At 63.8% G+C, this 23396-nt stretch carries 24 protein-coding genes and 1 pseudogene; 11 read left to right on the top strand and 14 right to left on the bottom strand.

Annotated features, from left to right (window positions below; genetic code table 11):
* Positions 1 to 105 (top strand): annotated as a pseudogene (locus tag EN851_RS37945) (IS110 family transposase); the annotation flags it as partial.
* Positions 106 to 338: 233 nt separating this feature from the next.
* Here EN851_RS37945 and EN851_RS33145 read toward each other — a convergent pair.
* Complete coding sequence (locus EN851_RS33145) at positions 339 to 1133, bottom strand: SDR family oxidoreductase (RefSeq protein WP_135930953.1); 795 nt, start codon at positions 1131 to 1133, stop codon at positions 339 to 341.
* Between the two features lie 235 nt (positions 1134 to 1368).
* On the opposite strand from EN851_RS33145, the gene EN851_RS33140 reads away from it, so the two are divergent.
* Positions 1369 to 1833: a MarR family winged helix-turn-helix transcriptional regulator gene (locus tag EN851_RS33140; RefSeq protein WP_135930952.1), complete on the top strand. Its 465-nt coding sequence runs from the start codon at positions 1369 to 1371 to the stop codon at positions 1831 to 1833.
* 44 nt (positions 1834 to 1877) lie between these two features.
* Here EN851_RS33140 and EN851_RS33135 read toward each other — a convergent pair whose 3' ends face one another.
* Entirely contained in the window at positions 1878 to 3056 is a 1179-nt protein-coding gene (locus EN851_RS33135) for an MFS transporter (protein WP_135867264.1), read from the bottom strand.
* 196 nt (positions 3057 to 3252) lie between these two features.
* Between EN851_RS33135 and EN851_RS33130 the strand changes: the two genes are divergently transcribed.
* The 4 genes from EN851_RS33130 (at position 3253) to carB (ending at position 9272) form a co-directional block, all read left to right on the top strand.
* Positions 3253 to 3609, top strand: coding sequence for a helix-turn-helix transcriptional regulator (locus EN851_RS33130; protein ID WP_135930951.1), 357 nt, complete (start codon positions 3253 to 3255; stop codon positions 3607 to 3609).
* A 66-nt stretch (positions 3610 to 3675) separates the two neighbouring features.
* Positions 3676 to 4452, top strand: a complete 777-nt coding sequence (locus tag EN851_RS33125) for a metallophosphoesterase family protein (RefSeq protein ID WP_135930950.1) — start codon at positions 3676 to 3678, stop codon at positions 4450 to 4452.
* A gap of 104 nt (positions 4453 to 4556) precedes the next feature.
* Positions 4557 to 5351, top strand: a complete 795-nt coding sequence (locus EN851_RS33120; RefSeq protein WP_135930949.1) for an SH3 domain-containing protein — start codon at positions 4557 to 4559, stop codon at positions 5349 to 5351.
* Between the two features lie 417 nt (positions 5352 to 5768).
* Complete coding sequence (gene carB, locus EN851_RS33110; RefSeq protein WP_135930948.1) at positions 5769 to 9272, top strand: carbamoyl-phosphate synthase large subunit; 3504 nt, start codon at positions 5769 to 5771, stop codon at positions 9270 to 9272.
* Between the two features lie 104 nt (positions 9273 to 9376).
* On the opposite strand, the gene EN851_RS33105 is transcribed toward carB, so the two are convergent.
* Positions 9377 to 10417, bottom strand: coding sequence for a branched-chain amino acid ABC transporter substrate-binding protein (locus EN851_RS33105; RefSeq protein ID WP_189521993.1), 1041 nt, complete (start codon positions 10415 to 10417; stop codon positions 9377 to 9379).
* 231 nt (positions 10418 to 10648) lie between these two features.
* Positions 10649 to 11041 carry a RidA family protein gene (locus EN851_RS33100; RefSeq protein WP_135930946.1) on the bottom strand — a complete coding sequence of 131 codons (393 nt, stop codon included), beginning with the start codon at positions 11039 to 11041 and terminating at the stop codon, positions 10649 to 10651.
* Between the two features lie 489 nt (positions 11042 to 11530).
* On the opposite strand from EN851_RS33100, the gene EN851_RS33095 reads away from it, so the two are divergent.
* On the top strand, positions 11531 to 12319 hold the full coding sequence (locus EN851_RS33095) for a transposase (RefSeq protein ID WP_189521992.1): 789 nt from the start codon (positions 11531 to 11533) through the stop codon (positions 12317 to 12319).
* Positions 12320 to 12568: 249 nt separating this feature from the next.
* On the opposite strand, the gene EN851_RS33090 is transcribed toward EN851_RS33095, so the two are convergent.
* The 3 genes from EN851_RS33090 to EN851_RS33080 form a co-directional block, all read right to left on the bottom strand.
* On the bottom strand, positions 12569 to 13114 hold the full coding sequence (locus tag EN851_RS33090; RefSeq protein WP_135930945.1) for a DUF4142 domain-containing protein: 546 nt from the start codon (positions 13112 to 13114) through the stop codon (positions 12569 to 12571).
* 125 nt (positions 13115 to 13239) lie between these two features.
* Complete coding sequence (locus EN851_RS33085; RefSeq protein WP_135930944.1) at positions 13240 to 14238, bottom strand: YihY/virulence factor BrkB family protein; 999 nt, start codon at positions 14236 to 14238, stop codon at positions 13240 to 13242.
* Positions 14239 to 14341: 103 nt separating this feature from the next.
* Positions 14342 to 15085, bottom strand: coding sequence for a DUF899 family protein (locus EN851_RS33080; RefSeq protein ID WP_135930943.1), 744 nt, complete (start codon positions 15083 to 15085; stop codon positions 14342 to 14344).
* 153 nt (positions 15086 to 15238) lie between these two features.
* On the opposite strand from EN851_RS33080, the gene EN851_RS33075 reads away from it, so the two are divergent.
* The gene (locus tag EN851_RS33075) at positions 15239 to 15577 is read left to right on the top strand and encodes a hypothetical protein (RefSeq protein ID WP_135930942.1); all 339 of its coding nucleotides are present in this window, start codon (positions 15239 to 15241) and stop codon (positions 15575 to 15577) included.
* 15 nt (positions 15578 to 15592) lie between these two features.
* Here the strand turns inward: EN851_RS33075 and EN851_RS33070 are convergent, their stop codons facing one another.
* From EN851_RS33070 to EN851_RS33050, 5 genes are all read right to left on the bottom strand, one after another.
* On the bottom strand, positions 15593 to 16417 hold the full coding sequence (locus EN851_RS33070) for a carbohydrate ABC transporter permease (RefSeq protein WP_135930941.1): 825 nt from the start codon (positions 16415 to 16417) through the stop codon (positions 15593 to 15595).
* A gap of 1 nt (position 16418) precedes the next feature.
* Complete coding sequence (locus EN851_RS33065; protein WP_135930954.1) at positions 16419 to 17333, bottom strand: sugar ABC transporter permease; 915 nt, start codon at positions 17331 to 17333, stop codon at positions 16419 to 16421.
* 47 nt (positions 17334 to 17380) lie between these two features.
* A complete protein-coding gene (locus tag EN851_RS33060) occupies positions 17381 to 18649 on the bottom strand; it encodes an ABC transporter substrate-binding protein (RefSeq protein ID WP_135930940.1) in 1269 nt (422 codons plus the stop codon).
* A gap of 153 nt (positions 18650 to 18802) precedes the next feature.
* Positions 18803 to 19291 (bottom strand): GNAT family N-acetyltransferase, encoded by a 489-nt coding sequence (locus EN851_RS33055; RefSeq protein WP_135884107.1) that lies wholly within the window; start codon positions 19289 to 19291, stop codon positions 18803 to 18805.
* A 5-nt stretch (positions 19292 to 19296) separates the two neighbouring features.
* A complete protein-coding gene (locus EN851_RS33050) occupies positions 19297 to 20235 on the bottom strand; it encodes a lytic transglycosylase domain-containing protein (protein WP_135930939.1) in 939 nt (312 codons plus the stop codon).
* Positions 20236 to 20417: 182 nt separating this feature from the next.
* Here EN851_RS33050 and EN851_RS33045 point away from each other — a divergent pair, with 182 nt between their 5' ends.
* Positions 20418 to 20987, top strand: a complete 570-nt coding sequence (locus EN851_RS33045; protein WP_135930938.1) for a methylated-DNA--[protein]-cysteine S-methyltransferase — start codon at positions 20418 to 20420, stop codon at positions 20985 to 20987.
* A gap of 159 nt (positions 20988 to 21146) precedes the next feature.
* On the opposite strand, the gene EN851_RS33040 is transcribed toward EN851_RS33045, so the two are convergent.
* Complete coding sequence (locus EN851_RS33040) at positions 21147 to 21473, bottom strand: hypothetical protein (RefSeq protein WP_127279108.1); 327 nt, start codon at positions 21471 to 21473, stop codon at positions 21147 to 21149.
* A gap of 275 nt (positions 21474 to 21748) precedes the next feature.
* Between EN851_RS33040 and EN851_RS33035 the strand changes: the two genes are divergently transcribed.
* Complete coding sequence (locus tag EN851_RS33035; RefSeq protein WP_015316174.1) at positions 21749 to 21961, top strand: cold-shock protein; 213 nt, start codon at positions 21749 to 21751, stop codon at positions 21959 to 21961.
* A gap of 272 nt (positions 21962 to 22233) precedes the next feature.
* The gene (locus tag EN851_RS33030; protein WP_127873492.1) at positions 22234 to 22434 is read left to right on the top strand and encodes a hypothetical protein; all 201 of its coding nucleotides are present in this window, start codon (positions 22234 to 22236) and stop codon (positions 22432 to 22434) included.
* A gap of 292 nt (positions 22435 to 22726) precedes the next feature.
* Here the strand turns inward: EN851_RS33030 and EN851_RS33020 are convergent, their stop codons facing one another.
* Positions 22727 to 23335: a glutathione S-transferase family protein gene (locus EN851_RS33020; RefSeq protein ID WP_135915227.1), complete on the bottom strand. Its 609-nt coding sequence runs from the start codon at positions 23333 to 23335 to the stop codon at positions 22727 to 22729.
* Positions 23336 to 23396 lie beyond the last annotated feature (61 nt).

Raw genomic sequence — 23396 nt, 5'->3', positions numbered from 1 at the left:
GGAAAGCCCAAAATGCTCATCCGCATCGCACTCGCCAGAAAACTTCTCGTCATCCTCAACGCAAAAGCACGCGACGCGAGAAGCGAATTCGCAAATGCAACTTGACACCCCAGATAGTCGCTCTCCCCCGATCGACGGGGGAGAGGAAAGGCGCCAGGCTTTTTGCCGTCAATGCTCGCCCAGTAGCGCTCCCTTCCTTTCCCTCCGGAGGGGGGAAAGGTGGCGCGGCGAAGCCGCGACGGATTGGGGGAACCACGTGGCAATCAAGCCTCGGGCCGATCGGCCACGCTAGTCGCGGAAGATGTGCACAAGCGCCAGAGTCCCAGACCGAAGTGGCCTCACGCCGCGTAGCGAGCCGCCGGCTTGTCGGCGTGCAGGCTGCCATAGAAGGCCTGCCGGGCGCCGAGGAACGTATCCAGCTTTCCCGTATCGGCAAGCGCCGGCACGGTGACAGCCTCGCCCCGCTCCAGGCCGACAAGAGCGGCATCGACCATATCGTCGGCGGTCATGATGATCACCTTCGGAAGGATATCGATATCGCCGCCGGAAAGCTCCCAAAAATCGGTCCGGGTCGCGCCCGGCAGCACCGCCTGTACCCTCACCCCGGTGCCCGCGACCTCGCGATGCAGTGCTTCGGTGAAGTTGACGACATAGGCCTTGGTGCCGCTGTAGATGCCGCCGAACGAAGTGTCGAAAGCCAGTACCGAGGCGATGTTAACGATCCCGCCACGGTTGCGCGCCAAAAGCCCCGGCAGCACGGCACGGGTCAGCCGGGTCAGCGCCACGACATTGACCTTGATCATGCGCTCGGCGGCATCCGCGTCGGCGGTTGCCACCACCGCCTGACCGCCAAGGCCGGCATTGTTGACCAGCAGCGTCACGCTCTCGTCGGCTGATATCGCCTTCTCGACGCGGCGCACATCGTCGTCGTCGGACAGGTCGGCCGCGATCACGCTGACCTTGCGGCTATAAGCGTGGCGCAGCTTCTCGGCTAGCTCCTGCAGCCGGTCGGCGCGGCGCGCCACCAGCACCAAATCATAGCCCTGCCCCGCCAGCCGGTCGGCATAGACGGCGCCGATGCCCGAGGAAGCGCCTGTTATCACGGCTGTCCCCTTGTTGTCGTTCTTGCTCATTGTCACGTTCCTTCTGTTGGCTCTTATTCGGCTTCGACGAATGCGCCGACAGTCGAGCCCATTGTCCTGATATCAATTAGTGGCATATACCACTTTCGGCGAAATAGGTATATGCCACTATCTTGTCAACGGCAGCCGCGAAAACTATTTCTGCGACAGGGCCAGCGCCCCTGCCAGAGCAATTCCAGCAAAAGCGCCCAGCGGTTTCGCCGGAATGCTCCGGCAAGGAGTTGACATGACCGACGTTCAGCAGCCGGGCTTCAGCCAGTGCAACAATGCCACCTTGCGGCGCACCGCGCGCAGGCTCGGCCGCTTCTACGACGACGCGCTGGCGCCTTCCGGCTTGAAGGGCACGCAGTTTGGCCTGCTCTTCCAGATCAGTGTCGGCGGCGACCCGGCGATGGGGGCCATTGCCGAGGCGTTGATCATGGATCTCTCGGCACTCGGCCACACGTTGAAGCCTCTGGTTCGCGACGGCTATGTCGAAACCTTCGCCGACAAGGACGATCGCCGCGTCAAGCGCGTGCGGCTGACGCCGACCGGCCAGGCCAAGCTCGACGAGGCGATCAAGCTATGGAGCGTTGCCCAGCGGCAATTCGAGGCCATGATCGGCGCCGAGCAGGCCGCGAAACTGCGGGCCACGCTCGATGAAGTGGCCGCGTTGAACCTGGAACTGCCCGCGGCCACTCCTTCCAGCTGAAGAAGCGGCCGCGTAAAAACATAGATCGAAGTCTGGGGCCAGTCTTACTCCGCCGGCATCGCTACCGGTCTGGCAAACATCCGCCCCGCCAGCACGATGCCGAGCCCGATGACCGGGAAGGCCGCGGCGATCAGGCCGAGATCGGCCGGCGCGCCGTAGCGCAATACCGCTCCACCCACCACAGCACCCAGCGCCACGCCGAGATAGAGCGCCGAGGCATTGAGCGACAGCACGATCGGCGCCGCGTCCGGCGCGAGCTTGATGATGCGGCTCGCCTGTGCCGGCGGGAAGGCCCAGCCGACGATGCCCCACGGCACCATCATGCCCATCAGCGCCGGTCCGGCGAGGTGATGCGGCAGGAAGGTCGGGATCAGCGAGAAGGTGACGAGCATGGCGGCGGAGAGCGCCAGCGACCAGGCGACGGTACGCGTCGCGCCGAAACGATCGGCGGCCTGGCCGCCGGCAATGTTGCCGATGACGGCGCCTGCGCCGAAGGCGAGCAGCATGCCCGGAAGCGCGATCGGCGACAGCCCGGCGCCTTCGATGGCCAGCGGCGCGATGAAGCTGAACACGGTGAACGCGCCGATGAGGGCAAGCGCCGTCGTCACCAGGATCGGCATAACGCCGGGACGCATCGCCGCCGCCAGCCGGCGCTTCAGCGGCAGCCTGGTGCCTATGATGCCGCGTGGCAGCCGGTACCACAGGATGGCGCCGGACAGCGCGCCAAGGCCGGCAATGGCGTAGAAGGTGCCGCGCCAGCCGGCGATGGCCGCGACCAGCGCGCCAAGCGGCGCACCGACGGCGACCGCCACCGTGGTGCCGCCGACGACGACGGCAATTGCGCGGGCCCGGTGATGGTCATCGACCAACGCTACCGCCGTGCCTTGCGCGGTCGCCGCGAACAGGCCCGACGACAGCGCCATGATGATGCGCGCGACGAGAAGCACTTCGAAGGACGAACTCAGGGCGGCGACGACATTGCCGATGACGAAGAACACCAGCGTCCACAGGATGACGCGGCGCCGGTCCCATTCGCCGGTCAGCGTTGCCAGGATCGGCGTGCCGATCGCGTAGGCAAGCGCGAAGGCGGTGATCAGCGAGCCGGCGAGCGGCACGGAGATGCCGGCATCCCTGGCGATGTCGGGCAGAAGGCTTGATATGACGAAGCCTTCGGTCGAAATCGCGAACGATCCAAGCGCCAGCCAGAAGATTCTCTTGTCCATGGGGATGCGTCCTTAGTTCAAAAGTTATTGAACAATTGGACATAACAGGCCATGATGTCAATGAAGCCAGGGCAAAATAGCTGAACCATGCTGACAGCCCTGTGTCAGGACGGTCACGCGAAAGGAGAAACAGTGTGTATGGGCCGAGCAGGATCGACGCGTTGAAATCGGCCCGAACTGTGCTTAGGTTCCTGCCATGACCTTGCCACACCCCAATACGGACCAGATCAGCCTGCCCGTCGTACTCGGCGTGCTCGGCGACCCGACGCGCCTCGCCATCGTGCGCTATCTCGCCAGCAAGGAAGGCGTGCCGCTGAACTGCAGCCGCTTCCTCGACCTCGCCTCCAAGACCAATCTCAGCTACCACCTCGCCAAACTGCGCGAGGCGGGCGTCACCCGCGCCGAGGTGGTCGGCACCAACCGCATGATCACGCTCCGCCGGGCCGATCTCGACGCCCGCTTCCCCGGCCTGCTCGACAGTGTCATCGCCGCGGCCGCGGACGACACCGCCCTGCCCGCGGTCGGCGGTCATGATTTGGAAATGCCGGCCTGATTTTTTCCTCTCCCTCGCGAAGCGGGGTGAGGAAACCAGGTCCTGCCACCCACCGGGAATCTCCTCATGCGCATAGCCGTCCTTGCCGACATCCACGGCAACGTTCTCGCCCTTGACGCCGTGCTCGAGGACCTGACGCGGTGCGGCGGCGCCGATCTCACCGTCAATCTCGGCGACAGCGTTTCCGGGCCGCTGTGGCCGCGCGAGACGATGGAACGGCTGGAAGCGCTCAACCTGCCGACGGTGCGCGGCAACCATGACCGCCGCGTCGCCGCCGATCCCCCTGACGAAACCATGTGGGCGTCCGACGTCTATGCGCAGAAGCGGCTGACGCAGGCGCAGCGCGATGCGCTGTTCGCCCAGCCGCTGACCCTGGAGATCGCGCCTGGCGTCATCGCCTTCCACGCCCGCCCCGACCATGACGAAAAATATCTGCTCGATGCCGTGACCGATGGCCATTTGGTGCGCGCCCCGCTGGCGGCGATCCGGCGCCGGCTGAAGGCGCTCGACCCGGCCTGCCGCATCGCGCTCTGCGGCCACAGCCACCGCCCGGAATTGATCCGCATCCCGAATGGCCCAGTCATCTTCAATCCGGGCAGCATCGGCTGCCCTGCCTATGACGACGACACGCCTCCGGCGCATGTCTCCGAACAGGGCTCGCCGCACGCGCGCTACGGCATCGTCACCTTGGGCGGCGCCGGTCGGCAGGATCGTTTCGAGATGATCGCGGTGGACTACGACCACGAGGCGGCGGCGCGTCAGGCCGAACAGGCGGGACGCGCCGAATGGGCGCACGGCCTGCGCACCGGCTTCATGCCGGAAGCCGCCCAGCACCATGGTTAGCCTGAATTTCAGACTTACATGGCGGCGCGTCGTCCCTTATAAAACCGGCCGGGCATGCGGCGAGACCGCCGCGGCAGGGTGATTTGAGTACGGCGCACGGCCAAATGATGAGGCGCACGATTACGCTCCGACAAAGTTTGCATGCGCTGATTGCCGCTCCGCTGCTGATGGCGGCGTGGCCGGCTGTCGTGCCGGCCCATGCCGAAGAGGCGCCGTTCATCTCCGTTGTCACCGGGCTCGCCCCCGACGACCTGCTCAATGTCCGCGCCAAGCCATCGCCGATCGGCAAGACCGAGGCCCGACTGGCCGCCGGTGCGAGCGTCCGAAACCTCGGCTGCAACGACATTGACGGCCATCCCTGGTGCAAGATCGAATCGGACAATCCCAAGGCAACCGGCTGGACGCCAGCGCGCTATCTCGTTCCTCTCAATCCGGCGACGGTGCCCGACCAGGCCGCGGATACGCCTGCCGCCGCGCCCGCCGAAGGAGGTACCGGCGCAACGCCCGATGCACCCGACCTGACCGCTCGGCTGGGCAGCACGACCCAGCCGGCGAGCCCCGAAACCAAGCCGAAAACCGCGGCGGAGATCGCCATGCAGGATGCCTATGGCCTGGCGCTGGCGGCCAACGGAACCCTGCAAATTCCCTGCGCCCGCTACGTTGGACAGCCCATGGCGCCCTGCGCGGCGAGCGTGACGCGCAAGGGCACGGACAAGGCCGACGTGACCGTGACCTGGCCCGATGGCGGCAGGCGCGTCATCTCCTTCGATGCCGGCCTGCCGGCAAGCTCGGACGCCGGCAGCGACTTCCGCTTCAGCAGGGAAGGCAAACTCAACATGATCCGCATTGGTGTGTCCGAGCGCTTCGAGATCATGGATACGGTGGTGCTGGGGGATTAGGCGGCTTTTGCAATGGCTGCTCAATTGCCGGGGTTTGCGCTGCTCCTCATTGCCTTGCCGGACATTTCTCCCCGTAGACGGGGAGAAAGAAGCCGTCCGCAAAGCCGCGCTTTTTTGCAACGTCGGAGGTTGGCGAAACCACCAGGGATAGCGCCCCTCTCCCCGTCACTATACGGGGAGAGGATGCCGGCAGGCAGGTGAGGGGCAGCGCAAACGCCCCGCAAGGTACCAATTCAAACCCAACGCCTTTGCCCCGGCCGTAAAACCCCACACAAACCCGCATTTTCGGGGTTACATCGGGCAAAACTCTTCCCTATAAGGCCCTCCTAGCCTGATACCAGAATCGCGAGCACAACCGGCCGGGTCTTCCCGTCCCGGTTTTTTGTGCAAGCCCGCTGCCGAACGGAATTCACAGACATGCCAAGACGCACTGACATCAAGTCGATCCTGATCATCGGGGCCGGCCCCATCGTCATCGGCCAGGCCTGCGAGTTCGATTATTCCGGCACCCAGGCCTGCAAGGCGCTGAAGGAGGAAGGCTTCCGCGTCATCCTGGTCAATTCCAATCCGGCCACCATCATGACCGACCCGGAACTGGCCGATGCCACCTATATCGAGCCGATCACCCCCGAGGTCGTGGCCAAGATTATCGCCAAGGAGCGGCCCGACGCGTTGCTGCCGACCATGGGCGGCCAGACCGCGCTCAACACCGCGCTGTCGCTGCGCCGCATGGGCGTGCTGGAGCGCTATCAAGTAGAGATGATCGGCGCCGACGCCCATGCCATCGACAAGGCCGAGGACCGGGCGCTGTTTCGCGAGGCGATGAAGACGATCGGGCTCGAAACGCCGAAGTCGATGCTGGCCAACGCCACCGACGTCAAGAATGCCGACCGCAAGACGCACGAAGCCGAGCGCGCCGCGCTGAAGGCGGAGAAGCCCGACAATCTCGACGCCGCGCTCGACGCGCTGGAGACCCGCTGGAACCTCGGCGAAGGCGACCGCAAGCAGCGCTATATCAGCCATGGCATGGCGATCGCCGCCCAGGCGCTCGACCATGTCGGCCTTCCCGCCATCATCCGCCCCTCCTTCACCATGGGCGGCACCGGCGGCGGCATCGCCTACAACAGGGCCGAATTCTACGACATCGTCCAGTCCGGCCTCGATGCCTCGCCGACCACCGAAGTGCTGATCGAGGAAAGCGTGCTCGGCTGGAAGGAGTATGAGATGGAGGTCGTCCGCGACAGAGCGGACAATTGCATCATCGTCTGCTCGATCGAGAACATCGACCCGATGGGCGTTCACACCGGCGATAGCATCACCGTCGCCCCGGCGCTGACCCTCACCGACAAAGAATACCAGATGATGCGCAACGCCTCGATCGCGGTGCTGCGCGAGATCGGCGTCGAGACCGGCGGCTCCAACGTGCAGTTCGCCGTCAATCCGGCCGATGGCCGTCTCGTCGTCATCGAGATGAACCCGCGCGTCTCGCGCTCGTCCGCGCTTGCCTCCAAGGCGACCGGTTTCCCGATCGCCAAGATCGCCGCCAAGCTCGCCGTCGGCTACACGCTGGACGAGCTGGAGAACGACATCACCGGCGGCGCGACGCCGGCTTCGTTCGAGCCGTCGATCGATTATGTCGTGACGAAAATCCCGCGCTTTGCCTTCGAAAAGTTCCCCGGCGCAGAGCCGGTGCTGACCACCGCCATGAAGTCGGTGGGCGAAGTCATGGCCATCGGCCGCACTTTCCAGGAATCGCTGCAGAAGGCGCTGCGCGGACTGGAAACCGGCCTCACCGGCCTCGACGAGATCGAGATCCCCGGCCTCGGCCATGGCGCCGTGGCGGCCAACCACGCCGACGACCGCAACGCCATCCGCGCGGCCTTGGGCACCCCGACGCCCGACCGGCTGCGCATGGTGGCGCAGGCGATCCGCATGGGCACCTCGCTGGAAGACGTGCACGCCATGTGCAAGATCGACCCGTGGTTCCTCGAACAGATCGCCGGCATCCTCGCCATGGAGGCCCGCATCCGCGAGCACGGCATTCCTGAGGACGCCGTCAATCTGCGCATGTTGAAGGCGATGGGCTTCTCCGACGCCCGCCTCGCGTCGCTGACGAAGACCGACGCCGAAGTCGTTCAGAAGATTCGCGAGAAGCTCGACGTTCATCCGGTTTATAAGCGCATCGACACTTGCGCCGCCGAGTTCGCCTCGCCCACCGCCTACATGTATTCGACCTATGAAGTGCCTTTCGCCGGCGCGCTCGCCAACGAGGCGCAGGTCTCGTCGCGCAAGAAAGTCGTCATCCTCGGCGGTGGGCCGAACCGCATCGGCCAGGGCATCGAGTTCGACTATTGCTGCTGCCACGCGGCGTTCGCTCTGCGCGACGCCGGCTATGAAGCGATCATGATCAACTGCAACCCCGAGACGGTGTCGACCGATTACGATACCTCGGACCGTCTCTATTTCGAGCCGCTGACGGCGGAGGACGTGCTGGAGATCCTGCGCGCCGAACAGGCCTCGGGCGAGCTGGTCGGCGTCATCGTCCAGTTCGGCGGCCAGACACCGCTTAAGCTCGCGGACGCGCTGGAGAAGGCAGGCATCCCGATCCTCGGCACCTCGCCCGACATGATCGATCTGGCCGAAGACCGCGACCGTTTCCAGAAACTCTTGCACAAGCTCAACCTCACTCAGCCGAAGAACGGCATCGCCTATTCGGTCGAGCAGGCCCGCACTGTCGCCGGCGAGCTCGGCTTCCCCTTGGTGGTGCGCCCCTCCTATGTGCTCGGCGGCCGCGCCATGCAGATCATCCATGACGAGAGCATGCTGCAGAGCTACCTGCTCGACACCGTGCCCGGCCTGGTGCCGGAGGACATCAAGCAGAAATACCCCAATGACAAGACCGGCCAGATCAACACGCTGCTGGGCAAGAACCCGCTGCTGTTCGACACCTATCTGTCAGGCGCCATAGAGGTCGATGTCGACTGCCTCTGCGACGGCAAGGCGACCTTCGTGTCGGGCATTCTGGAACACATCGAGGAGGCGGGCATCCATTCGGGCGACAGCGCCTGCTCTCTCCCCGTTCACTCGCTGCCATCGGAATTGGTCGACGAGCTGGAACGCCAGACGGCGGCGCTGGCCCGCGCGCTCAATGTCGGCGGCTTGATGAACGTGCAGTACGCGATCAAGGACGGCACGGTCTATGTGCTGGAGGTCAACCCGCGCGCATCGCGCACGGTGCCCTTCGTCGCCAAGACCATTGGCCGGCCCATCGCCAAGATCGCCGCCCGCATCATGGCCGGCGAGACGCTGGAAGACGCCTTCTCTCATTACGGTGCCATGCCCGACCCGCGCAATCCAGGCCACATCGCGGTCAAGGAAGCCGTCTTCCCCTTCGCCCGGTTCCCCGGCGTCGACATCCTGCTCGGCCCGGAAATGCGCTCGACCGGCGAGGTCATGGGCCTCGACCGCGACTTCGCGCTCGCCTTCGCCAAGAGCCAGCTTGGCGCCGGTGTTGACCTGCCCCGCTCCGGCACGCTGTTCGTCTCGGTGCGCGACGAAGACAAGAAAGGCATATTGCCGGCGGTCAAGCGCCTCGCCGGCCTCGGCTTCAAGGTGCTGGCCACATCAGGCACGCAACGCTTCCTCGCCGAAAACGGCGTTGTGGCCGAGAAGATAAACAAAGTGCTGGAAGGCCGCCCCCACATCGAAGACGCCATCCGCAACCGCCAGGTCCAGATCGTCTTCAACACCACGGACGGCCAGAAGGCGGTGTCGGACTCGAAGTCGTTGCGCCGTGCGACACTGATGCAGAAGGTGCCGTATTACACGACGCTGTCGGGTGCCGCGGCCGTGGCAGAGGCGATCGCGGCGCTGAAGGCGGGGAGCCTCGAGGTCAGGCCGCTGCAGGAGTATTTTGCTTAGAGGATTGGCTCCCTTCTCCCCGTTCAACGGGGAGAAGGTGCCGGCAGGCGGATGAGGGGCAGCGCCGGCTCATAAGATTGGCCTATGTAGAGGCATAGGCGCCCCTATTTCGCCGCTTCCGTGATGAAATCGCCGTTGCTCTGCTTCGTCCAGACATACATCGCCGTATCGCGCTTGAGCCGATCGCCTTTGGTGTCGAAAGTCAGGTCGCCCAGGACGGTTGGAATTGGCCGCCCAGACTTTATGGAAGCCGCGACAGCCCTCGGCGCCTGAACGCCAGCCATTTCGAGGCCTTTGGCTATCACCTGAACCGCTGCATAAGATTTCAGCGTGTAGGCTTCCGGCTCGAAGCCCTGAGATCGAAAGCGCCCAACAACACTCGCCGCGGCTGGATTGCTTCGGTCCTCTAGCGAGAAGACAAACAGGACACCCTCCAATGCCGGTCCTGCTATCACCTTCAGATCGTCAACGAGGGTTCCATCGCCTGAGATGAACTGAACATTCAACCCGGCATCTTTGGTCTGGCGAATAAGCTGGCCAAAATCTTCCGCCAGTCCCGCGAAAAACAGAACTTCTATCTTCGCCGCCTTCATTTTACTGATGAGGCCCCCGAAATCGCCTTGCCCTTGCTTGATCTTGGCAGCCAGCACCTCACGGTGCTTCTTTGCTCGCAGAGCCTTCCCGGCTTTGTTCGCCAAACCGTCGCCATAGGGCGTACCATCGCTCACGATAGCCAGATTCCGGTCTGGAAAATGATCCGCCATATATTCAGCCGCAAACGTCCCTTGAACATCGTCGCGCCCTGATGTCCGAACAACGTTCCAGAGCTTGAATTCGGTGAGCGCGGGATTTGTCGATGCCGGGCTGACCATCAACGTGTTGTTCTTGGCGTATACCCGTGAGGCGGGAATGGAAGTCCCTGAATTGTAGTGCCCAATAACGAAGCGAACTCTGTCTTCGGCCAGTTTTTTGGCAACGGCGATGGCGGTGGTTGGATCAGCCTCATCGTCATGGACGGTGAGCGCTATCTTGCATCCTCCTATGCCGCCTTTGGCATTGATGTCGTCTGTTGCGAGTTGAGCACCACGGCGCATTTGCTCGCCCATGAGCTCCAAATGTCCCGTCATGGGGCCGACCACGGCCATCCGAATATCCGGGCATTCTGCGGCCGCCAACTGCGGAGTTGCTAGCGTCGTCAGAGCCAACAGTCCGAGCGCCAGTATTGTGAGAATCCTAGAAACCGCAACCCGCAATCCATGCATCCCAGCCCCCCAAAAGTATTTGAAAATAGTCCGCGAGATTGCAGCTTAACATGCACACTCAGTAAATCGAAAGCCTCCGTTACTTGCTAGACTGAGCGCTCCCGCAACGCAACCTCATGCCACCGCCACGCACTCAATCTCGATATCGAACTCCATCGGCCATGACGCCACCGGCACAAAACTGCGCGCCGGCGGGTACTCGCTGAAATACCGGGCATACACCCTGTTTATCGCGTTGTAGAAGCCGGAATTGACGGCGTAGATGCGCACCATCACCACGTTTTCCAGCGAGGTGCCGGCCGCTTCCAGGCAATGTTTCAGCGCTTTCAGCGACGCCTCGGTCTGCACCTCGATGTCGCCGCGCACCATCTCGCCGGTCACCATGTCGACCGGCGGCGTCGCCGAGATGAACACGAAGCCGTTGGCCTTCACCGCCGTCGAACAGGGCAGGCCGAGTGAGCGCACCTTGTCCGACATGACGGGTACTTCGATGACTTGTTTCTTCATGGGTGTGCTCCCTGGGTTTCGCGGGGAGCTTAGCGTGGCGGCGACGGAACGCCAGCGCCGTTCTTCCTTCTTCCCTTGTGGGAGAAGGTGGATCGGCGCGAAGCGCCGAGACGGATGAGCGTGGCGGCGACGGAACGCCAGCGCCGTTCTTCCTTCTTCCCTTGTGGGAGAAGGTGGATCGGCGCGAAGCGCCGAGACGGATGAGGGGTGCGTGAAGGAACGAGACGTTGCTGGTTTCGTCCGTTTTCACCCTGAGGTGCTGCCCGGCATGAACGTGGCGCCAAGCCGGAACACCCCTTGTGTGTTTGGAATCGTGCATTGTTGAGGGTGCCACGGACCAGGTGCTTGCCTGATCCGTGGCGGCGGTCGAGAGCCCGTCACCCCTCAGGTGGCTTAAACCGTGGATGAGCTGGGGCCCGACCGCCTTCTTTTGTGAACCCGAACAGTTGCAAGGGGCAAGCCCCCGCACACAAGGAAGGGACCGATGAGATGGTAGCGCAAACGGTTCAGGACATCGGCATCGATGTCGCCAAAGGCTGGCTCGACGTGGCGGTGTTTCAAACGCAGGAACAAGCGCGTTTCGACAACGACAAGGACGGATGGGCCAAGCTGGTCAGATGGCTGCGGGGTCGCACCGTACGCGCCATCGGCATGGAGCCGAGCGGCGGCTATGAGCGCGGTGTGGCCAAGGCACTGCGTAGCGCGGACCTGCCGGCCAGGAACGTCAATCCGCACAAATTGCGCCACTATGCCCGCGCCCTTGGCCGATTGGCCAAGAATGATCGCATCGACGCCTTGCTGATTGCGCGCTACACCGCCGAACTGCCGACCCGGCCGGTGCGTTGCGACCCGATTGCGGAGCAACTGGCCGATCTGGTCGTGGCCCGCAGGCAGCTTAGCGACGATAAGGTCAGCCTCGCCAATCAACTCGAGCAGCTACGCGAGCCGATGGTGAAGCGCATCTTCACCCAGCGGCTGCGTCGTATCGAACTCGATATCGCACTGCTCGCCAAGCGTATGGCCGAACTCGTCGCCAGCCAGCCGGCGCTCGCAGCCAAGGATCGCCTGATCCAGTCCTTCCACGGTGCCGGTCCAGTCCTCAGCCATACCATACTGGCGCTGGCGCCGGAGATCGGGCAGGCCTCGCGACGCGAGATTGCTGCGCTTGCCGGCCTGGCGCCCTACGACTTCGACACCGGCACCTTCAAAGGTCGCCGCGTCATCTGGGGCGGGCGGAGGCAAAGGGCCAGGTTGGGTGTGGGGTTTGCCGCGGGGTAGAGCGCCTGACACCCCCACCTTCGTCATCCTAGGGCGAAGCAGCCGCGGAGACCCTAGGATCCATGCCGCGACATCAATCGAGGACGCAGCGGAACAGAATTCCGCACTGTAGCAACGCTTTGAAGTCCCGGCATGGATCCTCGGGTCTGCGCCGCGTCGCTGCGCTCCTTGCTCCGCCCGTGGATGACGAAATGAAGGGGGCTCCACCAGGCGGAAGGATGGCCTGCACTCGAACAACTCGCCCAGCCCCTAATGCACCGCCGCCACATCCCTGAGATACATCTCGTGCATCTTCAGCACCTCCAGCGTCTTCTTGGCGAATTCCTTCAAAGCCGGGTCGTCGCCGGAGCGGGCGTAGGTGGAAAACATCGCCACCGCCTGCTTGTGCGCCTCGGTCTGCAAGGTGATGTACCTGGCCTGGAAGGCCTCGCCATCCAGCGCCTTGAGCTGGTCGAGCATTGCCTGGTCTTTCGGCAGCAGCGGCGGGCCTTCGGGCTTGATGGATGCCGTGGTCTGGCTCTTTTCCAGCGCCGCCTTGAAATCCTGGCCGGCCTTGGTGTGGTCCTTGACCATCAGCGCGGCGAAATCGGCGACATCAGCCGCGACGCCCTTTTTCTGCGCCAGCTTGCTGCTTTCGATCTCGAAGCGGTTGGCGCTGACCACCGTCTTGGTGAAGGTGTCGGTGTCGACCTTGTTCTCCGAGACCGCCGGCAAGGTGCTGACCGCCTGCTGGGAAAAGGCCGAAGGCGTTCCGGCCAGAAGGGCCAGCATGGCAATGGCGAGATGCGGTTTCATCGAAACGCTCCGTGAAGGTGTCCTCGCAGACCCAACGCGGCAGATGCGGTGAGGTTGCCAGCCGCGTCCCTTCTCTCGTGCGGGGAGAAGGGGAAGCAGCCTTGCGACCGCGGCGTGCTCTCTCCCTACGGGCGGCGAGGCCCCAGCAGAAAGGCTGTCATCATTGCGCTCACGCACGCCACCGCCAACAACGCCACGGCGCCCGAAGAGCTGGGCTTTCGGCGCATTGAAACAACGTTTTGTAGAGCGGGAGCAGTTTGAACCCACCCGTCCAGGTCGGACCTGCTCCCATGGCGAACGGAATAGGCGCGGGTCAACTCTGCACCGAGCAGAAAGATCTCCGATGAATAATAGACCCAGAGCAGGATGACGAGCAGCCCTCCAGCCGCACCGTATGACGATGCGATCGCACTCGTGCCGATATACCAACCGATGAGCGACTTCCCCAATGTGAACAGGGCGGCGGTCACGACAGCACCGATCCCGACATCCCGCCATTCCAAGGCGCGGTCCGGCAACACTTTGTAGATCGCGGCAAACATCAACGAGATCAGGGAAAAGGAAATCAGGGTGTTGATCGCGCTCAGAACAAACTCGCCGAACGGCAAATGAGCGCTGATCAAATTGCCCAGGGCGGAGATCGCCGCGCTCGCCACCAAGGACACCAGCAACATAAAGCCGAGGGCGGCGACCAGGCCGAGACTTGCCGCACGCGCCCGCAAGAGACGCGACAGCGAACTCCCTTTCGCTTCAACCTTCCATATTGCATTCAGGGCCTGCTGCATCTCGCCAAACACGGCGGAGGCGGTGACGAGCAAAGTGGCCACGCCGATGATGGCCGCCAGGGTCCCCGATGATTTGCTGGATGCCCCTTCGAGTGCTGTCTGAAGGAGCGCCGCACTTTCCGAACCCATCAGCCCCGATATCTGGGCCGACAAAGCCAACTGTGCCGCGTCATGGCCAAATGCGATGCCAGCTATGGCGACGACAATTATCAGAACCGGGGCCAGCGACGTGGCGGCATAAAAGGCCATCGCCGCGCCATGACTAAGCGCATTGTCGTCGACAAAGCCAACCACGCTTTCTCGCACCAGGTCCCATACGTTTTTAAGTGTGGGTCGCACTTCGAATCCGTGAAAGGGGTCGCAAACCGTCTCCTATCAATGCAGCGGGTCTTCCGATGTTCCGGCCGACTTGAGCGAGAGTTTCAGCAAGAGCGCGCCTGCCTCAGTGACAGCACGCCTCGCCATATTGCAGCTGCTCGTTCCAGTCCGGCCGGCCTTCCGGGGTGAAATCCATCAGATTCCACAGGATCTCGCAGGTGCCGATGGCGCGCGGGTCCTGGCCGGGTTCGGTTGGCGCGAAGCCGAGTTCCGACGACCAGAAATGCCTGATGCCGTCACCATCCCTATGAAACACCGATAGCAGCGGGATCTGCGCACCGTCGGCCGACTCGGCGTTGTAGTCACGCTTGAAGCTGTTGTTGGCCGAAGACACCAGCCGCATGTTGCGCCAGCCGCGATCCCGGCCCAGCGTGACCAGATTTTCCAGCGCCGTCTTGGCCACGACGGCGAAGTTGAAGCTTGCGGCTTCCAAATGGCCGACCGCGCCGTCGAACTGGTCGAGCAGCGCGGTGCAGGACGGGCACGGCTGGTCGGGCCGCGCGAGCTTCGCCGTGCCGCCGCTGGTCGCCACCTCGCGCGTCTCCTGCGGGTGGCGCGGAAACATCATCTGGTAGAGGATCAGCGTGTCCTTGCCGGGCGCGAACAGCTCCGACAGTCTTATCTTCGCGGTCTTGCCGGCGATATCCAGCCCTTCGAACACATAGTCCTTCGGCACCAGCCCGCCCGGCGGCAGGGTGCGCCGCGCCTCGGCCACGGCTTCCATGGCGCGGCGCAGCTCGATTTCCTTTTTCAGCAGCTTTTCGCGCGCGGTGCGGTATTTGGCGGATTCGTTGGGAAAGGTGATCATGATCTGCTCCTTCAAGTCGTGCCGGCGTCCCGGCAGGGTGCTCTACCCCCTAAGGACGCGACACGCCGGCCGGTTCCGACATTTTGCATCGGAACCGCTCCGGCTTTGCGACATTCCCTTCATCGGCTACAGCTTCCAGCACGGGGGGACGAAATGAGCGAGACCGACGAGATCGACCTGCGCTGCCCGCAAGTGGTGGCCGATAACGCCACCAAGGGCTTGCGGCTGCGCAAGCAGTTCGGGCGCGGCGGCACCGAGATCGGCGTCGCGCGGGCCACCGAACTGAAGAACCGCGACAAGCTGGCGCCGTCTACCATCCGCCGCATGGTCAGCTACTTTGCCCGCCACGAGGTCGACAAGCGCGGCAAGAATTACGGCAATGAGGACAATCCCTCCGCCGGATACGTCGCGTGGCTGCTGTGGGGCGGCGACGAGGGCCGCGCCTGGGCGCTGGAGCTCAAGCAGAAGATTGGCAACGCGCCCGATATCTGAGCGCTGGTTCCCTGCTCACCCCTTGACCCCACCGGCGGTGAGGCCGGAGACGATCTTGCGCTGGAAGATCAGCACCAGCACCACCAGCGGCACCGTGACGATCACCGAGGCGGCCATGATGTTGCCCCATGGAATCTCGAACTGCGAATTGCCCGAGAGCAGCGCGATCGCCACCGGCACGGTCCGCCGCGCATCATTGGAGGTGAAGGTCAGGGCAAACAGGAACTCGTTCCATGCGCCGATGAAGGCCAGCAGTCCGGTGGTCGCCAGCGCCGGCCACATCAGCGGCAGAAAGATGCGGGTGATGATGATCCACGGCGTCGCGCCATCGAGGATCGCTGCCTCCTCGACCTCGACCGGCAGGTCTCGCACGAAGGCGGTGAGCACCCAGACGGTGAACGGCAGCGTGAAGATCATGTAGGAGAAGATCAGCGCGAAGAGCGAATTGTAGAGGCCGAACATCCGCACCAGTTCGAACAGCCCGGCCAGCACCGCCACTTGCGGGAACATCGAGACCGACAGGATGGCGAACAGCAATGCCGAGCGGCCGCGAAAACGGACACGCGCCAGTGCGTAGGCCGCGGTGACTCCGAGGAACAGCGAGAGCGCCACCACCGCGCCCGAGACGACCAGCGAATTCAGGAGATTGCGCATGAAGGCACCCTCGGCCAGCACGTTGCGATAATTGTCGAGGCTGGGTGCCTTCGGCCACGGATCGGCCTGGAACAGCTCGGTCCCCGATTTCAGGCTGGTGACGATGGCATAGTAGAACGGGAACACCGCGATCAGCACGATTGCCCCGACCAGCAGATAGAAGGCCGTGCGCTTCAGGAGCCACATCTCAGCGGCCTCCTTCCAGGCTTATCCGGCCGACGCGGATGGTGAGGATGGTGAGCAAGGCGAGGATGAGGAAGAGCAGGGTCGAGGCGGCCGAGCCATAGGCGAACTTGTCGAACTCGAACAGGTTCTCGCGGGCGAACACCGACATCGACTTGGTGTGCGCATTGTTGGGCGTCAGCACATAGATCAGGTCGAAGATGCGCAGCGCATCGAGCGCCCGGAAGATCACGGCCACCATCAACGCCGGGCGGATCAGCGGCAAGGTCACCCGCCAGAAGATCTGCCATGGATTGGCGCCGTCGAGCCTGGCGACCTCGATGATCTCGCGCGGCAGCATCTGCAGCGCGGCCAGGATCAGCAGCGCCATGAAGGGCGTCGTCTTCCAGATGTCGACGATCAGCACCGCCGCCATCGCGGTGTCGGCACTGGCTGTCCAGGCGATCTTGGTGTCGATCAGCCCCAGATTGATCAGCACGACATTGATGATGCCGAACTGGTCGTTCAGCATCCACTGCCACATCTTGGCCGAGACGATGGTCGGGATCGCCCAGGGGATGAGGATCGCCGCCCTGACGATGCCGCGGCCGGGAAATTCGGCGTTGAGCACCAGGGCGACGACCATGCCGAGGATCGTCTCGCAGGTCACCGAAACCACCGCGAACCGCACTGTGTTCCACACGGCGCCCCACCAGACCGGGTCGAGAAGCAGCCCGTCGTGGATGACCCTGCCGCTCGGCATGCGCAGAACCGAGACATAGTTGGCGAGGCCGACCCATTGGCGGGCGTCGAGATCGGACAGCGAGGCATCGGTGAAGCTGAAATAGACCGTGCGGGCAAGCGGCCAGCCGGCAGCGACGGCGAGCACCAGAAGCATCGGCGCCAGGAACAGCCACGCCGAGCGCACACGCTGGCGCATCAGCCGCGAGCCCTGGCGCCGGTCGGCGGCATCAGACGGTCGCGCGCTCACCAGCCCTTGCCTTTCAGCCGGGTCAGCGTCGCCTCGAGGTCGGCCAGATTGTCGGCGGCGCTGCCTTCGCCGGACAAGGTCTTGTGGACGGCGTTCCAGAACTGGCTCGACGCCTCGTTGTACTTATTCCTGGTCACCGCCGAGGGCCGCGGCCCGGCATTGAGGAAGACATCCTTCCAGTGCGGTATGATCGGCTGCTGGCCGGCGATGTCGGCATCGTCATAGAGCGCCTGGATGGTCGGCAGGTTGGCGGTCTTCAGCGTGCGGTATTTCTGCATTGCCGGCGAGGCAATGAACTTGACCAGTTCGATCGCCGCATCCGGGTGCCTGGAATATTTCGAGACCGCGAGGTTCCAGCCGCCGAGCGTCGCCGCCGGGCGGGCGCCCTCGCCCGTGCCCGCCGGCAGCGGCGCGACGTCGAACCTGCCCTTGATCGGCGACCCCTGGCTGTTGCCCAGCGCATAGGCATAGGGCCAGTTGCGCATGAAGACCGCATTGCCCGTCTGCCAGACGCCACGCGATTCTTCTTCCTGGTAGGCGAGCACGCCCGGCGGCGCGATGGTGCCGATCCAGCCCTTGGCCATGTCGAGCGCGGCCGCCGCCTGGGCGTTGTTGATGGAAATCGCGCCATCCGGCTCGACGATATGGCCGCCGCCGTTCGACACGACCCATTCGAACGCGTCGCAGGTCAGCCCCTCATAGGCGTTGCCCTGGAAGACGAAGCCCCAGATATCCCTGTTGCCCGAGGCACGCTCCTTGTCCATCACCAGCCTGGCGGTGTCGCCCAGCTCCTTCCAGGTGGCCGGCACCTTGGCGCCGTATTTGTCGAGCAGATCCTTGCGGTAATAGAGCGCCGGTGCATCGGTGAAGATCGGCAGCGCCACCAGCCTGCCATCGACGGTCTGCGACTGGATGATCGACGGGAAATGCGTGGCCACGACATCCCTGGTCGCCTCGGTCAGGTCGACGAACTGGTTGGCGAGCTGCGGCGCCCAGATGACATCGGTCTGGTAGACGTCGACGTCGCTGTTGCCGGCGGCGAGCCACAGCCTGTACTGGCCGAACTGGTCGGTCCCGGACGACGGCATGGCGACGATGGTGACCTTGTCGCCGCTCTCTTTCTCATAGCGGTCGAGGATCTCGCGCAGCACCTTGAGGCCGTTGCCGGTGTCGCCCGACACGATCGACAGCTCGACGGCCCGCGCCGAACCCGCAGCGAGCACGGCAGCGACGCTCAACGCCAGCAGTGCGTGGAAAACCTTCATCGGTGGATCTCCTTGGCAGCCGGCGGCGCATAACACCGGCAGCCGGTCAGACCCCACCGTTCATTGAATGCGGAGCAGCGCTTTGGGTTCCGAACAGGCCATCACCAGTGGTCGAACAGGCCATGACGGTGACGGGTGGGTTAACGCCCCCGGTCAGCCTTCCCAGGCGACCGGCCGCATGCCCAGCCGCTCGTAGAGCCGCACGGCGGCCGCGTTCTCGAGCGTATTGGTCTTGAGATCGACATGGGCGGCACCCCGGTCGCGAAAAATGGCGAAGGCGTGCCACATCAGCGCTTCGCCGACACCCTTGCCGCGTGCCTCCGGATGAACGGCCAGGTCCTTGACGAATGCCGAGCTCCAGCACAGTGCGGCCGCGGCCAGCCGGCCCTTGGCATCGATGACGAGGAAACACAGCGCCGGGTCGAATTCGGGATCTTCGGATATGCGTGGCCACCATTCGTCGAAGGGGCCGTCTGTGCCATCGTCGAACACTTCGCCCAGCAGCGCATGCAGCGGCAGCGCGTCACCGCGCTCGAAGCTGCGCATGACAAAACCGTCAGGCCAGTGCGGCGCAACCAGCGTCTCGTCGAGGATCTTGCGCAGCCGGATGTCGTTTGGAGCCGGCGGACGCGGTTCGGGCATCGCGCTCAGGCGTCGGGCTGAAGACGTCCGCGCTTGCGGTCGACACCGAGGCCGGTCGCCTCCAGCAGGCCCTTGCGCTTGGCGTCGAAATAGTAGCCGGTCTGGTAGAGCCAGTCGGCCTTCTTGGCGTTGCCGTTCGACACCAGCCAGGCGCCGCGCAGATATTTGACCGCGTATTTGAGATTGGTCTCGGCGTCGAACAGGCCCTTGGCCGGCCCGTCATAGCCCATGCCGCGCGCCGTCGCGTGCTTGATCTGCATCAGTCCCCAATGGCCGTTATTGTAGGCCTTGGGATTGTAGGTGCTTTCGCGGTTGACGACATGGCGCACCAGATCCACCGGCACCTGGTAGAAGGCGGCGTATTTGACGATCAGCCGGTCGACGTCGCCGCGCATGCCGGTCGCATGCTGTTCTTCCGCCGGCTCGACCGGCGCCGACGGGAACTGCACCAGGGCAGCCGGGTTCTGCGGCACGACATAGGCCACCTGCTGCACGCCGGGCATTTTCTGGCCGCCCTTGGCAACCGCCGGCACGATGAGCCCCGCGGTCGTGTAGGTCGCGGCGACCCCGACCGGCTGGCCGGCCTTGGACGGCGGCGGCGCCTGCCAGGCATTGGCGGTCATCACGGCGGGGACTGCCGGCGTTGTAGGCGTTGCCCCGGCAAAGGCGGCGGTCGCCGCGGCCGGCTGGGCGGCGGGATCGAGTGCCGGGGTGGCCGGGCCGGGGGTCAACTCGGCCGTCTGAACCGGCGTGATTCCGGAGGATTGAGGCAGCACCGAAACCGTGTCCGGCAGCGGCACGGTGAAGCCGGCATCGCTGCCTGCCATGGTCGCGGTTTCGGTCAGGGACGGCGCGGCCTTCATCTGCGAGGTCGAGGTGCAGCCGCTCATGCCGGCTGCCGCGACGATCACACCGATGGCGATAAGGGTTTGTTTTGCTGGCAAGCCGCGCTCGGAGTCCGGTTTGTCGGGTCGTTAAGATTTCCCTTACACCAGCGATTCTTGGGTAGCAATCGGGGCCATCTGGTGGTTTTCGGGTGGCGGGATGCAGGCGGCGATGCCATATTGTTCCTGATATGTACCAGCAGGAATCCCGGATTCCGCCGCTTTGCGGAAAGGAGCGCAGCATGGAAACGACCTCTTCGATCACAGCTGGCCACGCAGTGTTAGAAACAGTGATCGGCTTCATGGGCATCGCCTGGAGCGAAAAGGGCCTGATCCGGCTCTGCCTGCCCGAACGCAGCCGCGAAGCGGTGGAGCGGCGGCTGATGCGCCACGCCGGTGTTTCCGCCTCCACCGCCCAGCCGTCATGGGTGGTCGAGCTGATTGCCTCGATCAAGGCCTATGCCGCGGGCGAGGACGTCGATTTCACCGGCTTTCCCGTCGATCTCGACGGCATCGACGATTTCCGCCTCGCCATCTACGACGCCGCACGAAAACTCGGCTATGGCGAAACCACCACCTATGGCGAACTCGCCAAGCGCGCCGGCCATGCCGGCCTGCCGCGTGAAACCGGTGCCGCCCTTGGCGCCAATCCGGTGCCGCTGGTCATCCCGTGCCACCGCATCCTGGCCGCCGGCGGCAAGATCGGCGGCTTCTCGGCGCCCGGCGGCTCCGTCACCAAGGAAAAGATGCTGGCCATGGAAGGCGTGCGCGTCGGCCCGCCGCCGCCGGCGCAGGTGTCCTTCGGGTTTTGAGAGCAGTAAGCTGCTCCCGGGTGTGTTGAGATTCAGGTCAGGCCAAGCCGAAAACTGTGGCTTTCGAGAACCGGAGCGGAGCGTACTTGAAGTACGTGAGCACCGGAAGCGGAGGAAGCCACGGTTTGCAGGCCGGCATCACCTGAATATCGGCACACCCTAGTGGCGGCGTATGAAGCGATGCCTGAAACGCTCATTGTCCGGCCGCTTGCAGATATAGACCGGGCAGGACTTGGTGTCGGCGCTGGGCACATAGGCCCGCGTCCTCACCTCGCCCATGGTGCAGAACTGCTGGCTCTGCACGTAGCGGTCGTAGAGCGGCAGCCCCGGCACCCGTTTCGACTGATAGCGCAGGATGACCGCACCTTGGCGCGCGATCGTCGACTGAACCTTGCCGCAGCTCATGCGCGTCGGGTCGTAGCGCGAGATCGCCTGCGCCTGGGCGGCCACCAGCGTGAGGCAGGCGGCAAGCAGGATGGTTTTCATGGTCCTCTCCCCTCGATCCGCCGCCCGGGGACGGCGCGATCGTGCGTCACGGTTTCACCAGATTGGGGCGGCCGTTGGGCGGCCCCCGATCACGGCTTTTTCACGCAGTCTTGTTTTTTGTGCGAAAGCAGCCTATATCAGCCCCATTGATATTTCGGCCGATCGATCCGGGCCTCGCGATCTTCGCGTTTGCTGACGTCTATCTCCAAAATCTCGATGCACACCGGCTGGATTTCGGTCCGGTCATACCAAAGCAAATGTGAAGGACTATTTTTATGGCAACTGGAACGGTCAAGTGGTTCAACGCCACCAAGGGTTTCGGCTTCATCCAGCCTGACAGCGGCGGCGCGGACGTTTTCGTCCACATCTCGGCTGTCGAGCGCGCTGGCCTGTCGACCCTGGTCGAAGGCCAGAAGATCAACTTCGAGATCGAGCAGGACCGCCGCACTGGCAAGTCGTCCGCTGGTTCTCTGAGCAAGGCAGCCTGATTTTGAAAATGGCGCGCGCCGGACGAGAGTTCGGGGCGCGCGGCAAGTCACGGATGTACTGACGGTCGCGCGAGAAGCGCGCCGGAGTGGAAAGACCCGACAAGCTGGAACAGCAGATAGCTGCCAGCCCGGACCGGACGCTCCCGATCAGGCTACCGAAATGGGAAGGCGGGATTTATCCCGCCTTTTTATTTGCCTGGATTTTGGCCATCTAAGCCCGGCCTATGTCCCACCGGTGGCACCATATGGCCAACAATGGTACCATCCAGGTCATGACCAAGCTTGAACAAATCGAAAAATCCATCACCGAGTTGAGCCCGGAAGAACTGAAGGCGTTTGCCGCCTGGTTCGAGGCACTGCAGGCGGACATCTGGGATCGGCAGATTGAAGCCGATGTCAAGGCAGGCAGACTGGACAAATTGGTGGCCGAGGCTCGCGCTGAGATTGCCGCCGGTAAATTGCGCGACCTGTGAGACATCGCGCCACGGCAAGTTTTTGGACGATGTATCGGTCCTTGCCGAAATCGGCTCGCCGTTTAGCCGACAAGAGCTTTACATTGTTGAGGGAAAACCCACGTCATCCCTCCCTCCATTTCAAGAAAGTCGGTGAGCTTTGGTCGGCGAGAATAGATAGCAACTATCGTGCCTTGGCTCTGGAAAGTGCTGACGGCTATAACTGGATATGGATCGGCAGCCACGCAGAATACGACCGCCTTACAAATAGCACACAGACCCCAACGCACAATTCGGAACGACCGAGACAGACCTACCCCACCCACTCGATCGGCACATGCCCCGGATCCGCCTCCACGCGGCCGAGCCAGGCCACCACCTCGGGATAGGCGTCGAGCTGGAAGCCGCCCTGCTCCGCGGTGTGGGTGTAGGCATAAAGCGCGATGTCGGCGATGCTGAAGGCGCCGCCGGCGAAGAAGGCGTTGTTTTCCAGATACGTGTTCATGACGCCGAGCGCCTTGTTGCCGCGCTCCAGCGTCGTCGCCAGCCGCTCGGGCGTCGCGTCCGCGGCCCGTTCGGGAAAAGTCAGCAGCGCCTTGCGCACGGCTATGTAAGGCTCGTGGCTGTACTGCTCGAAGAACAGCCACTGATAGGCGAGCCCGCGCTCGTATCTGTCGGCCGGCAGCAAGCGCGTGCCTTCCGCGAGATAGAGCAGGATGGCGTTGGATTCGGCCAGCCGCCGGCCATCGTCCAGTTCCAGCAGCGGCACCATGGCGTTCGGATTCTTGGCGACGAAATCGGCTTTGCGCGTGTCGCCGGTATGCGAGCTCACCTCGACGGTGGTGAAAGCGAGGCCGAGCTTGGCCATCAGCAGCCTGGGCTTGTAGCAATTGCCGCTGTCGATCATGCTGTAAAGTATCATTGCCGGTCCCCGAGCGCTGCTTCTGCGCTGACTATCGCAGCGGCGGCATCCTCAACCAATG

This window comes from Mesorhizobium sp. M8A.F.Ca.ET.208.01.1.1 (genome assembly GCF_004791315.1).
Lineage (GTDB): Bacteria > Pseudomonadota > Alphaproteobacteria > Rhizobiales > Rhizobiaceae > Mesorhizobium.
This window is presented reverse-complemented; position numbering and strand designations above follow the sequence as displayed.